The 13,321-nt window shown below is 70.8% G+C and carries 17 protein-coding genes; 9 read left to right on the top strand and 8 right to left on the bottom strand.

Annotated features, from left to right (window positions below; translation table 11 throughout):
- Nucleotides 1–65: 65 nt before the first annotated feature.
- Entirely contained in the window at nt 66–830 is a 765-nt protein-coding gene (locus O3X23_RS42800; RefSeq protein WP_269280415.1) for a SigE family RNA polymerase sigma factor, read from the bottom strand.
- A 231-nt stretch (nt 831–1,061) separates the two neighbouring features.
- Here O3X23_RS42800 and O3X23_RS42805 point away from each other — a divergent pair, with 231 nt between their 5' ends.
- The 5 genes from O3X23_RS42805 to O3X23_RS42825 all read left to right on the top strand — a co-directional run bounded on the left by O3X23_RS42805 (nt 1,062) and on the right by O3X23_RS42825 (nt 4,759).
- On the top strand, nt 1,062–1,739 hold the full coding sequence (locus tag O3X23_RS42805) for a response regulator transcription factor (protein WP_187144990.1): 678 nt from the start codon (nt 1,062–1,064) through the stop codon (nt 1,737–1,739).
- Nucleotides 1,736–3,232, top strand: coding sequence for a sensor histidine kinase (locus O3X23_RS42810; protein ID WP_269280419.1), 1,497 nt, complete (start codon nt 1,736–1,738; stop codon nt 3,230–3,232). The genes O3X23_RS42805 and O3X23_RS42810 overlap by 4 nt, the downstream gene beginning before the upstream one ends.
- Nucleotides 3,229–3,894, top strand: a complete 666-nt coding sequence (locus O3X23_RS42815; RefSeq protein ID WP_269280472.1) for a hypothetical protein — start codon at nt 3,229–3,231, stop codon at nt 3,892–3,894. Before O3X23_RS42810 ends, O3X23_RS42815 begins: the two co-directional genes overlap by 4 nt.
- Nucleotides 3,895–3,911: 17 nt before the next feature.
- A complete protein-coding gene (locus O3X23_RS42820; protein ID WP_269280474.1) occupies nt 3,912–4,445 on the top strand; it encodes a VanZ family protein in 534 nt (177 codons plus the stop codon).
- An 89-nt stretch (nt 4,446–4,534) separates the two neighbouring features.
- Nucleotides 4,535–4,759, top strand: a complete 225-nt coding sequence (locus O3X23_RS42825) for a PspC domain-containing protein (RefSeq protein WP_269280477.1) — start codon at nt 4,535–4,537, stop codon at nt 4,757–4,759.
- Here the strand turns inward: O3X23_RS42825 and O3X23_RS42830 are convergent.
- The 3 genes from O3X23_RS42830 to O3X23_RS42840 all read right to left on the bottom strand — a co-directional run bounded on the left by O3X23_RS42830 (nt 4,743) and on the right by O3X23_RS42840 (nt 7,199).
- Nucleotides 4,743–5,465: a hypothetical protein gene (locus O3X23_RS42830; protein ID WP_269280480.1), complete on the bottom strand. Its 723-nt coding sequence runs from the start codon at nt 5,463–5,465 to the stop codon at nt 4,743–4,745. The two genes, O3X23_RS42825 and O3X23_RS42830, sit on opposite strands and share 17 nt — an antisense overlap.
- A gap of 115 nt (nt 5,466–5,580) precedes the next feature.
- Nucleotides 5,581–5,928 carry an ATP-binding protein gene (locus O3X23_RS42835; RefSeq protein WP_269280482.1) on the bottom strand — a complete coding sequence of 116 codons (348 nt, stop codon included), beginning with the start codon at nt 5,926–5,928 and terminating at the stop codon, nt 5,581–5,583.
- Nucleotides 5,929–6,032: 104 nt separating this feature from the next.
- On the bottom strand, nt 6,033–7,199 hold the full coding sequence (locus tag O3X23_RS42840; RefSeq protein WP_269280484.1) for an adenosine deaminase: 1,167 nt from the start codon (nt 7,197–7,199) through the stop codon (nt 6,033–6,035).
- Nucleotides 7,200–7,299: 100 nt separating this feature from the next.
- Between O3X23_RS42840 and O3X23_RS42845 the strand changes: the two genes are divergently transcribed.
- Nucleotides 7,300–8,076: an alpha/beta fold hydrolase gene (locus O3X23_RS42845; protein WP_269280487.1), complete on the top strand. Its 777-nt coding sequence runs from the start codon at nt 7,300–7,302 to the stop codon at nt 8,074–8,076.
- Between the two features lie 4 nt (nt 8,077–8,080).
- Here the strand turns inward: O3X23_RS42845 and O3X23_RS42850 are convergent, their stop codons facing one another.
- The 3 genes from O3X23_RS42850 to O3X23_RS42860 form a co-directional block, all read right to left on the bottom strand.
- The gene (locus O3X23_RS42850; RefSeq protein ID WP_269280489.1) at nt 8,081–8,368 is read right to left on the bottom strand and encodes a hypothetical protein; all 288 of its coding nucleotides are present in this window, start codon (nt 8,366–8,368) and stop codon (nt 8,081–8,083) included.
- Nucleotides 8,365–8,718 carry a hypothetical protein gene (locus tag O3X23_RS42855; RefSeq protein ID WP_269280491.1) on the bottom strand — a complete coding sequence of 118 codons (354 nt, stop codon included), beginning with the start codon at nt 8,716–8,718 and terminating at the stop codon, nt 8,365–8,367. Before O3X23_RS42855 ends, O3X23_RS42850 begins: the two co-directional genes overlap by 4 nt.
- A gap of 105 nt (nt 8,719–8,823) precedes the next feature.
- A complete protein-coding gene (locus O3X23_RS42860; RefSeq protein ID WP_269280506.1) occupies nt 8,824–9,810 on the bottom strand; it encodes a LysR family transcriptional regulator in 987 nt (328 codons plus the stop codon).
- Between the two features lie 92 nt (nt 9,811–9,902).
- Here O3X23_RS42860 and O3X23_RS42865 point away from each other — a divergent pair, with 92 nt between their 5' ends.
- Nucleotides 9,903–11,258 carry an MFS transporter gene (locus O3X23_RS42865; RefSeq protein WP_269280494.1) on the top strand — a complete coding sequence of 452 codons (1,356 nt, stop codon included), beginning with the start codon at nt 9,903–9,905 and terminating at the stop codon, nt 11,256–11,258.
- A 121-nt stretch (nt 11,259–11,379) separates the two neighbouring features.
- Here the strand turns inward: O3X23_RS42865 and O3X23_RS42870 are convergent, their stop codons facing one another.
- Complete coding sequence (locus tag O3X23_RS42870; protein ID WP_269280497.1) at nt 11,380–11,859, bottom strand: ATP-binding protein; 480 nt, start codon at nt 11,857–11,859, stop codon at nt 11,380–11,382.
- A gap of 274 nt (nt 11,860–12,133) precedes the next feature.
- On the opposite strand from O3X23_RS42870, the gene O3X23_RS42875 reads away from it, so the two are divergent.
- Together O3X23_RS42875 and O3X23_RS42880 are read left to right on the top strand one after the other, a co-directional pair.
- Nucleotides 12,134–13,015 carry a helix-turn-helix domain-containing protein gene (locus tag O3X23_RS42875; RefSeq protein ID WP_269280500.1) on the top strand — a complete coding sequence of 294 codons (882 nt, stop codon included), beginning with the start codon at nt 12,134–12,136 and terminating at the stop codon, nt 13,013–13,015.
- A 5-nt stretch (nt 13,016–13,020) separates the two neighbouring features.
- Nucleotides 13,021–13,239, top strand: a complete 219-nt coding sequence (locus O3X23_RS42880; protein WP_269280503.1) for a DUF397 domain-containing protein — start codon at nt 13,021–13,023, stop codon at nt 13,237–13,239.
- Nucleotides 13,240–13,321 lie beyond the last annotated feature (82 nt).

Genomic DNA, 13,321 nt, shown 5'->3' on the forward strand with positions numbered 1-13,321 from the left:
GCTCCCCGTTCCCCCGTATCCCCCCACCGGTCCCCCGACCGGCGTTCTGTGGACGGTCCGGATCGTCAGGCCACCAGCTCGCCGAACGACTCCTCCTCGTCGCGGCCGAAGCTGAGCGCCTCGTCCTCACGCATCCGGCGCAGCGAGCGCCAGATGCTGCTCTTGACCGTGCCGACGCTGATGCCGAGGATGTCGGCGATCTCCGGGTCGGTGCGGCCCTCGTAGTAGCGGAGCACCAGCATGGTGCGCTGGGTCTCGGGAACCTTGGCCAGCGCCTGCCACAGCACGGCGCGCAGTTCGGTGCCGCCCATCGCGTCCGCCTCGCCGACCGTCTCCGGCAGTTCCTCGGTCGGGTACTCGTTGAGCTTGCGGCGGCGCCAGGCGCTGATGTGCAGGTTGGTCATGGTGCGGCGCAGGTAGCCGCCGACGGCCGCCTTGTCGCTGATCCGGTCCCAGGCGCGGTAGGTGGAGAACAGCGCGCTCTGCAGCAGGTCCTCGGCCTCGTAACGGTCACCGGTCAGGTGGTAGGCGGTGGCGTAGAGGGAGGCGCGGCGCTCCTTGACGTAGGCGGTGAACTCCGCCTCCGCCAGGCTGTCGTGCCGCGGTACCGGAAGGGTGGCGGTGGCCGGTGCGCCGGCGCCGCCGTCGATCGCCGTCATGTACGGCGGCCGGTTGCGGGTCACCTGGCCGGTGTTCTGTGCCGTCTGTCGTCCGGTGCCGCGTGCGCACCCCCGTCCGCTCGCGGCACCGGACTTACCGTCGTTCCGGCCGGCGGTGTGCTGGCGCGGCTGAAGGACTGCGGTGGTGGTGGTGCTGTGCAGTGCGTTCATGTCGCGCCCCCGTCGGTGGAACCGTCTTGGTGATATTCGGCGTCGGTCTCCGTGTGGATGCCTGCCGAGGTCCATAAGACTGCCGGGCCAGTTTCATGACGCTGTCCGCCGAGTGTCACAGGCCCGTCACAGAGACTCCGGGTACACGCAGAGTGAGCCGGAGGCCGCATCAGCGAGGTGAGATCCCCCCGTGCTCGTTACATGGGCTTCCGGTAGGCCACAATGACCGGCGTGCCTTTCCTGTTGCTTATCGAGGATGACGACGCCATCCGTACCGGCCTCGAACTCGGCCTGTCCCGCCAGGGCCACCGTGTGGTTGCCGCGGCGACGGGCGAGGACGGCCTCAAGCTGCTCAAGGAGCAGCGCCCCGACCTGATCGTGCTGGACGTGATGCTGCCGGGCATCGACGGCTTCGAGGTGTGCCGTCGGATCCGGCGCACCGATCAGCTGCCGATCATTCTGCTGACCGCCCGCAGCGACGACATCGACGTCGTGGTGGGGCTGGAGTCGGGGGCCGACGACTACGTCATCAAGCCCGTCCAGCCCCGGGTGCTCGATGCCCGGATCCGCGCCGTGCTGCGCCGCGGTGAGCGCGACAGCACGGATTCCGCGGCCTTCGGCTCCATCGTGATCGACCGTTCGGCGATGACGGTGACGAAGGACGGCGAGGACCTGCAGCTGACGCCGACCGAGTTGCGGCTGCTGCTGGAGCTGAGCCGCCGCCCCGGCCAGGCCCTGTCCCGGCAGCAGTTGCTGCGGCTGGTGTGGGAGCACGACTACCTCGGTGACTCGCGGCTGGTCGACGCCTGTGTGCAGCGACTGCGGGCGAAGATCGAGGACGTTCCGTCGTCACCCACCCTCATCCGTACGGTCCGTGGCGTCGGCTACCGCCTGGACACGCCGCAGTGACGGACCGGTTCTTCGGCTGGGCCTCCGGCCTGCTGCGCTGGACCAGCCTCCGGCTCCGGCTGGTCGCGGTGTTCGCCGCGGTGGCGCTGACGGCCGCGGTCTCGGCCTCCGGGATCGCCTACTGGCTGAACCGTGACGCCGTGCTGACGCGTGCGCAGAACTCCGCGCTCAACGACTTCCGCGACTCACTGCAGCGCAACGCGGCCTCGCTGCCCGTCAACCCGCCGTGCGAGGGGCTGAAGGACGCCGCCGACGAGATGGGCGGACCCGGCCAGTACGCGGTCCTGCTGATCGACAGGACCCCGGACAACGGGCCGTGCGCGGCGCCGTCCTCCCGGGACGTCTTCACCCTGGACGACGTGCCGAAGGCGCTGCAGGACGCGGTGAACACCCGGCACAAGCAGCAGGACAACAAGTACCACCTGCACTGGCTGCGGATCTCGCTGCACGGCACGCCGTACCTGGTGGCCGGCGCGAAGATCATGGACGACGGCCCGACCGGCTACATGCTCAAGTCGCTGGACGCCGAGCGCAAGGACCTCAACTCCCTCGCCTGGTCGCTGGGGATCGCCACGATGCTCGCGCTGATCGGCTCGGCCCTGCTGGCCCAGGCCGCCGCCTCGACGGTGCTGCGGCCCGTCCAGCGGCTCGGCGTCGCGGCCCAGCAGCTCGGCGAGGGCAGGCTCGGCACGCGGCTGAAGGTGTCGGGCACGGACGAACTCGCCGAGCTGTCCAGGACGTTCAACAAGGCGGCGGAGGCCCTGGAGACCCGCGTGGAGGAGCTGAGCGCGCGGGAGTCCGCCAGCCGCCGCTTCGTCGCCGACATGTCGCACGAGCTGCGCACCCCGCTGACCGCCATCACCGCCGTGACGGAGGTGCTGGAGGACGAGGCCGACTCCCTCGACCCGATGATCGCTCCCGCCGTGCGCCTGGTCGTCAGTGAGACCCGCCGGCTCAACGAGCTGGTGGAGAACCTGATGGAGGTCACCCGCTTCGACGCGGGCACCGCCCGGCTGCTGCTCGACGAGGTCGACGTGGCCGACATGGTGACCGCGTGCATGGACGCGCGGGCCTGGCTGGACTCCGTCGAGCTGGACGCGCCGCGCGGCATCTTCGTCCGCCTCGACCCGCGCCGGCTCGATGTGATCATGGCGAACCTGATCGGGAACGCCCTCAAGCACGGCGGCTCCCCGGTCCGGGTCTCGGTGCGGACCGCGGACGACCAGCTGCTGATCACCGTCGCGGACAACGGTCCCGGCATCCCGGAGGACGTGCTGCCGCACGTCTTCGACCGGTTCTACAAGGCGGACGCCTCACGCGCCCGTTCGGAGGGCAGCGGGCTCGGCCTGTCGATCGCGATGGAGAACGCGCACATCCACGACGGCGACATCACCGCCGCGAACGCGCCGGGCGGCGGTGCCGTCTTCACCCTGTACCTGCCGGTGCGGCCCGCCGAGGCGCTGCCCGAGGGCGACGAGGACGGCCGACCGTGACGACCCTGACGACCCTCCTGAGAACCGGCGTCCGCTCCTCGCGGACCCGGACGATCCGCACCGCCGCGCTCCTCGCGGCCCTCGTCACCGCCGCCGCCTGCGGCTGCGGCATCCGGACGACCACCGTGCCGGTGGACGCGGGGCCCGCGCCCACCCGGGTGTCGTGCGCCGCACCCAAGGCGACCGTCCCGCCGGAGACACCCGGCGCCACCGTCGTGAAGGTGTACCTGGTGTGCAGCGCGCTCGCCGCGCAGGTCACCCGGACCGTCACCGTCCCGGACAGCACCGGGGCCCGCCCGGCTCCGGTGAACCGGCTGGTCGCCGCCCATGAGCTGCTCGGCCAGTTGCAGCGCCGGCCGTCCGCCACGGAGGCGGAGGCCGGGTTCGCCACCGAGGTGCCGGGCAACCTGGGCATCATCGGCCCCCTGGCGGGTGATCCGAAGGAGGCGCTGCGGCTGAGCCTGGCGCTGGACGAGCTTCCGTCGTTCGCCCTGGCCCAGCTCGTGTGCACCTTCGCGGCGGCGCCCGGCACGACTACGGCGGACCACGGGGTGCTGCTCGGCGGCCCGGAGGCCAAGGACCACATCAAGCGCTACGTCTGCACGTCCGCGCTGCGCACCCGGCCGGAAGCGGCGGACACCGCGGGAACCGTCGTGAAGTGAATGGCGTCATTCCCCTCGTGCAGCCTGAAGCTCCGATCCTGAAGGCACGCGCGGTGGGCCTGCTGCTCACCGCCGTGCATCTCTCCTTCGTCGGATGGCTGATGCTCCGGCCGCACTACGTTCCCTGGGTGTCGGCGCCCAACCTGCGCCCGCTCGGCACCATCCGCGCCGACCTGGCCATGAGCCCGTTCGAGGCCGCCCGGCGGCTCCTCGCGGGACTGCTGCTGCTCGCCCCGCTCGGTCTCCTGCTGCCGATGACGGGCGGGCGGATCCGCACCCCGGGAGTCGGGTCGTTCGCCCGCACGGTCTTCGCCGGACTGATGGTGTCGCTGTCCGTGGAGTTCCTGCAGACGGTGGTTCCCGGCCAGATCTTCGACATCGACGCGCTGCTGCTGAACACGGCGGGCGTCGCCCTGACCTATCTGGCGGTCGTCCCCGCCGCCCGGCGGCTGCTCCGCCGCCGCGGAACCGGGGTCCTCGCCCGGCCCGGACCCCAGGCCCGGTCTCAGGGGTCGTCCCCGACGACTACCAGGGTCGGGATCGCCCCGTAGAGCGATGGTTCGGCTGGGTATGTGCTCGTAGCGTGGAGACATCGGAAACGCCGGAACCCTCCGGCGCCGATTCTCCCGAGGAGTACGCGATGAGCACCCTGGTCCGCCCCACCCAAGGCCGCATGATCGGTGGCGTGTGCGCCGCGCTGGCCAACCGGTTCGGCACCTCCGCCACGACGATGCGGGTGATCTTCCTGGTGTCGTGCCTGCTGCCCGGCCCGCAGTTCCTGCTCTACATCGCCCTGTGGGCGGTGTTCCCGGCCGAGGGGACCGCGAGGGCGTCGGCGGAGAAGTCCGCTACCGGCGCTTGGTGAGCGGCGCGCCCAGCTTCTTCAGCTGCGCCGTCACCACCGCCGCCGGCACGTCGAAGCTCTTCGCCAGGGTGACGTCCGCCCCGCGGAAGACGCTGACGGTCGAGCCGGTGCGGAGCACGACGAAGTCCTGCCGCGCGCCACTGCCGCCCGCCGCGAAGCCGAGTGCGAACCGCAGATCGTCGTCGCCCAGCTTGAGCGCGGGGCGCGGGGCGACCGCCACGGGCACCCCGGTGACGCCGCCGATGACCGGCTTGAAACCCGCCGCGCAGGTGCGGAGCGCGGTCCGCAGCGCGGTGACCGCCTTCTGCGCTCCCCCGCTCCCGTAGCTGGAGAGCGTGACGGTGACGCCGGCGCCCGGCATCTTCTGCCCGGCCGGGACGAGCGCCCTGGGGACGGTCTCCGTGGCACCGGCGGGCGGACGCCCGGAGAGCAGATCGGCGAGCGGCTGGCACGCGCGCTTGTCGGCGGCCGTCACGTCGGCGGCCGAGCCGGCGGCGTCGCCCGCAGCCACCGTGAAGCCCGCCACGTCCCCGGGCACCAGCGCCTTCCGCTCCAGCGCGGTGCGCGCGGGCAGCGCCGCCGGCGTACTGGCGGTCGGCCCGATGGAGGCACGGGCCTTGCCGCCGCTGGACGATCCGCTGCAGGCCGCGACCAGCAACAGGGGCGCGAGCAGCGCGAACGCGGCGATCCTCCGGGGAATGTGCACGCGCGGAGCGTAGCAAGAGCGACGGGCCGCACCCCGCCCGGAAGGCAGGATACGGCCCGTCGCCGCGTCACGGTTGCGTAGACGCGACCGGCGCGCGGGGTGCGCCGGGCTGCGGTCAGCCGAGCAGGCCGCCGGGCAGGGCGTTGCTGGAGACCGGGCCGGTCGGCAGGCCCTTCGTCGGCAGGCCGCCGAGGAGGCCGCCGACCGGGTCCTTCTGGGCCTCCGGCAGCGTGGAGCCGCTGCCGGTGAGCACGGTCTTGGTGGACTCGGTGGCCTGGCCGAGGCCGGGGAGGGTTTTGGTGATCGAGCCGACCGGCAGTTGGTCGAGCACGGAGCCTGCGGCGCCGAGGGCGTCCACAGCCGGGAGGGGGGAGGCGGCGGCCGAGGCAGAGCCCGCGGCAGCGGCGACGAAGGCGACGCCGAGAGCGGCGGCGCCAAGAGTCTTCATGGTTCGGGTCGTCATGGCTCCGGAACGTAGTCATGACATCACGAAGGGTGCAAGCGGGGAAAATACGTGCGGGCGTGGCCGTAACCCGGGGGTCACGGCCACGCCCGAAGGTTTCCGGATCAGCCCTGCGAGGCAGCAGAACCGCTGGCCAGCGCCGGTGCGGCGACGGCCTGCCGGAACAGCCACTCGGCCTTCAGCTCGGCGTATCCGGGCTTGATTACGTCATTGATCATCGCGAGACGTTCATCGAAAGGGATGAATGCTGATTTCATCGCATTGACCGTAAACCACTGCAGGTCATCGAGGGAGTACTCGAACGCCTCGACCAGGTGGTCGAATTCACGGCTCATGCTCGTGCCGCTCATCAACCGGTTGTCGGTGTTCACCGTGACCCGGAAGTGCAGTCGGCGCAGCAGCCCGATGGGGTGCTCGGCGTACGAGGCGGCCGCCGCCGTCTGCAGGTTGGACGTCGGACACATCTCCAGCGGGATCCGCTTGTCGCGGACGTAGGCGGCGAGCGGGCCCAGCTGGACCGTACCGTCCTCGGCGACCTGGATGTCGTCGATGATGCGGACGCCGTGCCCGAGCCGGTCGGCGCCGCACCACTGCAGCGCCTGCCAGATCGACGGCAGCCCGAAGGCCTCGCCCGCGTGGATCGTGAAGTGGTTGTTCTCCCGCTTGAGGTACTCGAAGGCGTCCAGGTGCCGGGTGGGCGGGAAGCCCGCCTCGGCGCCCGCGATGTCGAAGCCGACGACGCCGAGCTCCCGGTAGCGGTTGGCGAGTTCGGCGATCTCCAGCGAGCGGGCCGCGTGCCGCATCGCGGTCAGCAGCGCGCCGACGCGGATGCGGTTGCCGTCCTCACGCGCCCGGCGCTCGCCCTCCCGGAAGCCCTCGTTGACCGCTTCGACGACCTCTTCGAGGGTCAGTCCGGCTTCGAGGTGCTGCTCGGGGGCGTAGCGGATCTCCGCGTACACGACACCGTCGGCCGCGAGGTCCTCGGCGCACTCGGCGGCGACCCGCACCAGCGCCTCGCGGGTCTGCATGACCGCGCAGGTGTGGGCGAACGTCTCCAGGTACCGCTCCAGGGAGCCGGAGTCGGCGGCCTCGCGGAACCAGGTGCCGAGCTTGTCCGGATCGGACTCGGGCAGACCGGCGTAACCGACGTCGTGGGCGAGGTCGACGATCGTGCCGGGGCGCAGCCCGCCGTCGAGGTGGTCGTGGAGGAGCACCTTGGGCGCGCGACGGATCTGGTCCGGGGTCGGGGTGCTCGTTTTCTGGCTCTGCATCCAGGAACGATACCGCCTACGCGCGTAGATCGCCTCCTGGGACAGATTATTTTTCGCACGGACATGTAGTCCACACCCATCCGTCTGCCATCGTTGGGCCATGGCTTCGCAAGCGTTAACGGCGCGAGGTGCCCGGCTCGGCCGGCCGGTCGCGCCGGGACTCGTTCCCGCTCCGCGGCGCGAGTCCGGAGAGACCGTCCGCGCTGTCGTCCTCGTCCTTCCCGGTGGTGACCCCACCAGCACCCGGCGCCGCTCCCCCCTGGCCGCGGCCCTCATGTGGCCCCTCGCACGCCATCTCGTGCGGGAGGGCCGGACCGGCGGTCTCGCGGTCCACGTCGTCCACTACCGCTACCGCGGCTGGAACGGCGGCAACGCCCATCCGGCGGCGGACGCCGAATGGGCCGTCGGCGAGATCGTCCGCCGCTACGGCGACGTCCCGGTCTGCCTCGTCGGCATGGACATGGGCGCCCGCGCGGCCCTGCACGCCGCGGGCCACCCCGGCGTCAACTCCGTTGTCGCGCTCTCCCCTTGGCTGCCGCCCGGCGAGGAACCCGATCCGGTGAAGCAGCTCATCGGGCGCCAGGTCCTGATCGCCCACGGCACCGACGACTTCGCCACCGATCCCGAGCTCTCCTACCTCCTCGCGGAACGCGCCAAGAAGGTCAACCGCGACGTCTGCCGCTTCGAGGTCCACACCGACGGCCACGGCCTCCACCAGCACCGGGCCGAGATCTCCGCCCTCACCACCGACTTCGCCCTGGGCACCCTCCTCGGCCGCCCCCTCGCCCGCCCCATAGCCGACGCGCTGGCGGCTCCGCCGCCGCTGGGTCTGCGCATGCCACTCGCCTCCGGCTTCGGCCGGTCGCTGCGGGCGTGAGCGTTCAGGCCTGGGGGTCCGCCACGTCAACGTAATTGACGGCGAGGACGAGGACGGTGTTCTCCCCTGCCCTTCCGTCCTCCAGGTACCAGACTGTCAGCCACCCTTCCGAGAACGACATCACACCGGAGACGCCAGAGACGGCGATGTCGAAAGGCTGCCCGATATGCGCCACCCCGGCGGCTTCGGCCAGCCGCTGAGCCACAGCCTCCACTCGCTCCTTGACCGCATCGGGAAGACCACCAACGACGTTCTCGGCGTCTGGGTCGTACTCCCACGTCCAGTCGCTCACTCCTTGATCTCCCGCTCCGCCTGCCGCAGCATCGCGCCGATCTCGGCAGTCGCTGCCTTCCGCTGGGCCCGGTCCTCGGACTCCGCGAAGATCCGCTCACACTCATGCAACCGCGCTGCCCGGGCGGGATAGCGGTTGATCGCCACCCAAACCCCCCACTTCCGCAGGAAGGCATGCATGGGCGCCAGGCTGGAAGTCTGGATCGCCGTCTCCCAGGCGGTCCGCATTTCCACTTCGAACTGGACCCCGTTGGGAAGACTGAGGTGATTCACTGCCACTCTCAGTGAGGCCTCCGTCAGTGGCGGCATCGGGATGAGCGGCCCGTCATCCTCTGTGGACTGCGCGGTCACAGGTCCTCCTTCACGAAAGCCCGGCCGACGAAGCGACCAGAGCCTGGCTTGCCGTTGCACGCTACACGCCGGGGGTGCCGCACAGCGGCTTCCCCGCACCCCCACCTACCGCGGCAGCAGCTGCCCCCGCCGCGAGAGCAGGAACTTCTTGAACGCGGCCACCGGCGCCGTGTCCGGATGCCCGTCCAGCCACGCCACCCCGATGTACCGGACCGCGCGCGGCGCGGAGACCGTCAACTCCACGACCCCCGGCCGCGGTACCGCCGGCGGCGGCAGCAGGGCCACGCCCAGCCCCGCCGCCACCAGGCCCCGCAGCGTCTCCGCCTCCTCGCCCTCGAACGCCAGCTTCGGCACGAACCCCGCCTCGGCGCACAGGTCGTCGGTGATCCGCCGCAGCCCGTAACCCGGTTCGAGGGCGACGAACAGGTCGCCCGCGGCCTCGTCGAGCCGGACCCGCTTGCGGCTCGCCAGCCGGTGATCGGCCGGAACGACCAACCGCAGCCGCTGCTCGTCGAGCCGCCGCACCACCAGATCCGGCGCGTCGGGCGGCGGCGACGTCAGGCACAGGTCGAGCTCGCCGGCGCGCAGCCGTTCCAGCATCGCCTCGGCGTAGTTCTGCACGAGCTGGAACTGCACGCGCGGATAATCCGCGCGAAAGCCCCGCAGCAGTGACGGGACGGTCTCGGACCCCAGCGTGTGCAGGAAGCCGAAGGCGACCTTGCCGGTGTGCGGGTCCGCGTCCACCCGTACCGCCTCGGCGGACCGCTCGACCTCGCCGAGCGCGCGTTCGGCCGACGCCAGAAAGGTGTGACCGGCGCGGGTCAGCCGGACGTTCCGGCCCCGGCGGGCGAAGAGCGCGACCCCCAGGTCCTGTTCCAGCCGGACCATCGCCCGGCTCAACGTCGACTGCGGCATGCCGAGTTGCTGCGCGGCGCGGGTCACGTGCTCGTGCCGTGCCACGGCGGCGAACTGGGCGAGGCGGGGCGCCAGCACCGCCGCCCAGGACTCGCCGTCGAGGTCCGCGACGGTCGGCGCCACGACCGGCGGCCGGCCTGTTACGGAAGTGTCTTTTCCGTTGCGGGCCGATGGCATCGACTCCGCTGACCTCTGCTCATGCGTCACAGCATCAATACTGCACCGTTTGTGCATTGGACGCATAAAAGGAGCGGCCCTAGGTTCATGGCATGCCTCCCGCCGATACGGAGGCGTCCGCCGCACAGCGCGCGGGCGCCTCTGCTCCGCCGTCCCCCGACACCACCGCCAAGCTCAGCCCCGGCAGCCCCGGCTACCGCCGCGCCAACTTCGCGCTCTTCGCCGCCGGTCTCGCCACGTTCGCGCTCCTGTACTCCACGCAGGCGCTGCTCCCCGCGATCTCCGCCGACCTCGCGCTGACCCCCGCCCAGGCGAGCCTCACGGTCACCGCCACCACCGCCGCGCTCGCCATCGCGCTGCTGCCGGTGAGCGCGCTCAGCGAGAAGTACGGCCGTACGGCGGTCATGACCGCCTCCGTCTTCGGCGCCACGCTGCTGGCGCTGATGATCCCCTTCGCCCCGGACCTCACCACGCTCGTCGTCCTGCGCGCCCTCCAGGGCGCCGCACTGGCCGGGCTCCCCGCGACGGCCATGGCGTACCTCGCCGAGGAGATCCACCCCAAGGCCGTGGCCTCCGCGATCGGCCTGTACGTGGCGGGCAACAGCATCGGCGGCATGAGCTCCCGGGTGTTCTCGGGCGCGGTCTCGCAGGCGCTCGGCTGGCGCACCGCGCTCTTCGTCGTCGGGCTCATCGCGCTGGCCTGCGCGGTCGCGTTCCGCCTGCTGGTCCCGGCGGCCCGGAACTTCCAGCCCGGCCCGGTCAACCCGGCGGCCCTGCTGCGCACGGTCACCGGCCACCTCGGCAACGCGCTGCTGCGCAGGCTCTACGCGATCGGCCTGCTCTTCATGGCCGTGTTCGGCGCGGTCTACACCGTCCTGGGGTATCGGCTGATGGCTGAGCCGTTCGGGCTCTCGCAGACCGCGGTGGGTCTGATCTTCCTGGTGTACCTGGTCGGGACGGCTGCCTCGGCGGGCTCCGGCCTCCTCCTCGGCCGGCTCGGCCGGCGGGGAGCGCTGTACGTGGCAGTGAGCCTGGCGGCGGCCGGGCTGCTGCTGACTCTGTCGACGTCACTGGTTCTGGTGCTGGCCGGCCTCGTGCTGATCACCGGCGGCTTCTTCACCGGCCACGCGGTGGCCTCGTCCTCGGTGAGCCGGACGGCGACGACGGGCCGGGCCCAGGCCTCGGCGCTGTACCTGACGGCGTACTACATAGGGAACAGCGTGGGCGGAACGGTCGGCGCGTCGGCGTTCAACGCGGCGGGGTGGGAGGGAACGGTGGCGCTGAGCCTCGCTGCGCTCGTCGGGGTGGCGGGGATCACCCTCTACGCCACGCGGCGCGCTGTGCGTGCCCTGCGGGTTGCTGGGGAACCGGGCGCCTTTACGCTACGCGCCGGGCTGCGGCCTCAGCGCGGACCGGTGGTGGGTCGGGCGGCGGGCCCTCCGGCGTAGGGGTCCGAAATCGTATATTTAGGGCCTGGCGGCCCACAAATACACGGCAGCATTTCGGACCCCCACACCTGCGGACCCGTCACCCTCACGCCCAGGCCCACGGGTCGGCTGGGCCCGGCGCTCAGCCGACCGGGAACGATCCCGCCTCCAGCGTGATCCCGGAATCCGCAGGGTGGCCTGCGTCGGCAGCCAACTGGGCCCAGACGCGTTTGCCGACGCCCTGGCGGGTGTTCACGCCCCAGCAGCCGCCGGTCAGCTCCTGCACCAGCGCGAGGCCGCGCCCCCGCTCGTCGTCCTCGGACGCCTGCCGCATCTCGGGGCGCTTCGCATTCGCGTCATGAACCTCGATGCGCACGCCGTCCGCCAGCCGGATGACCCGCGTCTCGACCCGCCGCCCCGGCACCCGGCCGTGCACCACGGCGTTCGTCATCAATTCCGAGATCACCAGTACGGCCGGTTCGGTCAGCTCGGGCAGCCCCCAGACGGTGAGCACGTCCTCCAGCATGTGCCGGGCGTGGCCGACCGAGCAGGGAGAGGACGGCCACCGCGTCGTCACCACCGCGGCCTCGTCGCGAACTTCCCGGCCGGGTACCTGTTGCATGGTCATGCCTCCGTCGTTCCGGGGTTGCCCCACCACGGTTACTCTCGGCGAATAAGCGAACGCTGTATGTGAGCAACCGCATGCAAGCGTGGCACTCCGGACGCTACGGTGACAGAGCTCCAGCGGGATTCTGCCTTCAACTTTTTGCGTGAACGCCCCTCCCTGACCAGGCAATTCACGCTCAACGACGGTATCTCCCGCTGTGGCGCAGAAGGTTCCTTGCACGCGCGGAACCTTCCCCCACACACTGGAACACTGCGCGGAGGAGAAGCAGATGATCACAGACGTGGAGGCGGCAACGCCCGCTCTCTGTCGTCTCCAGTTAGGCAGCGAACTGCGCCAACTGCGGCTGGCTGCGGGCCTCAAGGGCACTCAAGTCGTCAAGAAGCTGATCTGGAGCCCGTCGAAGCTCAGCCGGCTGGAAGCCGGGGAGAATTCGTCCGTCGAGACCCCCGACGTCATGGCCCTGTGCGAGATCTACGGAGCGGACCCGGAAACCCGGGCCCGGTTGCAGGGATACGCCGGCGTCACCAAGACGAAGAAGGACTGGTGGCTGACTCCGGAATACCGGCCGGTCATCCGACCTGGCTTCAAGGCGTACCTCGACCTTGAAGCCACGGCCGCAGTCCTCCAGAACTACGAGGCCGAGTTCGTCCCCGGCCTGTTGCAGACCGAGGCCTACGTCCACGCGATCTATCAGGCGGACGGAGCCCTGCCGACTGAGGATCTGGATCGGCTGGTCGCTGTTCGAACGACCCGGCAGGAAGTTCTGCACCGCTCGGACACACCGCTGAAATTCACCGCGATCATCAACGAGGCCGTGCTGCGTCGCCGCGTTGGCGGGGCCACGATCATGCGGGAGCAACTCACCCACATCGTGAACGTTGCGGAGTCGCGGCCCAACGTACGAGTGCAGATCGTGCCGTTCCGAGCCGGGGTTCATCCGGGAATGAGCGGGTCGTTCTTCGTCCTGCACTTTTCGGAACGGTTCGCCCTGAAGCCGATGGTCTACATGGAGAACCTCACCGACGCGGTCGTCAAACGCAGCGACAGTGCCGTCGAGCGATACGTGGACGCGTTCTCCGAACTGCAAGCCCTTGCTCCGGGACCGCAGGAGTCCCTGAGCATGATCAAGGAAGCGATCAAGGAGCATTGATACAGATGACCGCCAAGGCCGACACCCTCAACGACTCCGCCTGGTTCAAGTCCAGCTATAGCGACAACCAGGGCGGCGCATGCGTCGAGGGCGCCCGTCTCGCAGACGGCTCGATGGCCGTCCGGGACTCCAAAGACCCGCACGGGCCGGCCCTGCGCTTCACCGCCGACGCCTGGCGGTCGTTCGCGTCCGCAGTCGGGGACGGCGAGTTCCCCGGCGTCTGAGCGGAGGGGGACGGGGGCGGAGGGGGTGGGGTTCGAAATGCTGCCGTGTATTTGTGGGCGGCCACGCCCGTAAATATACGAT

This window comes from Streptomyces sp. H39-S7 (assembly GCF_027158205.1).
Taxonomy (GTDB): domain Bacteria; phylum Actinomycetota; class Actinomycetes; order Streptomycetales; family Streptomycetaceae; genus Actinacidiphila.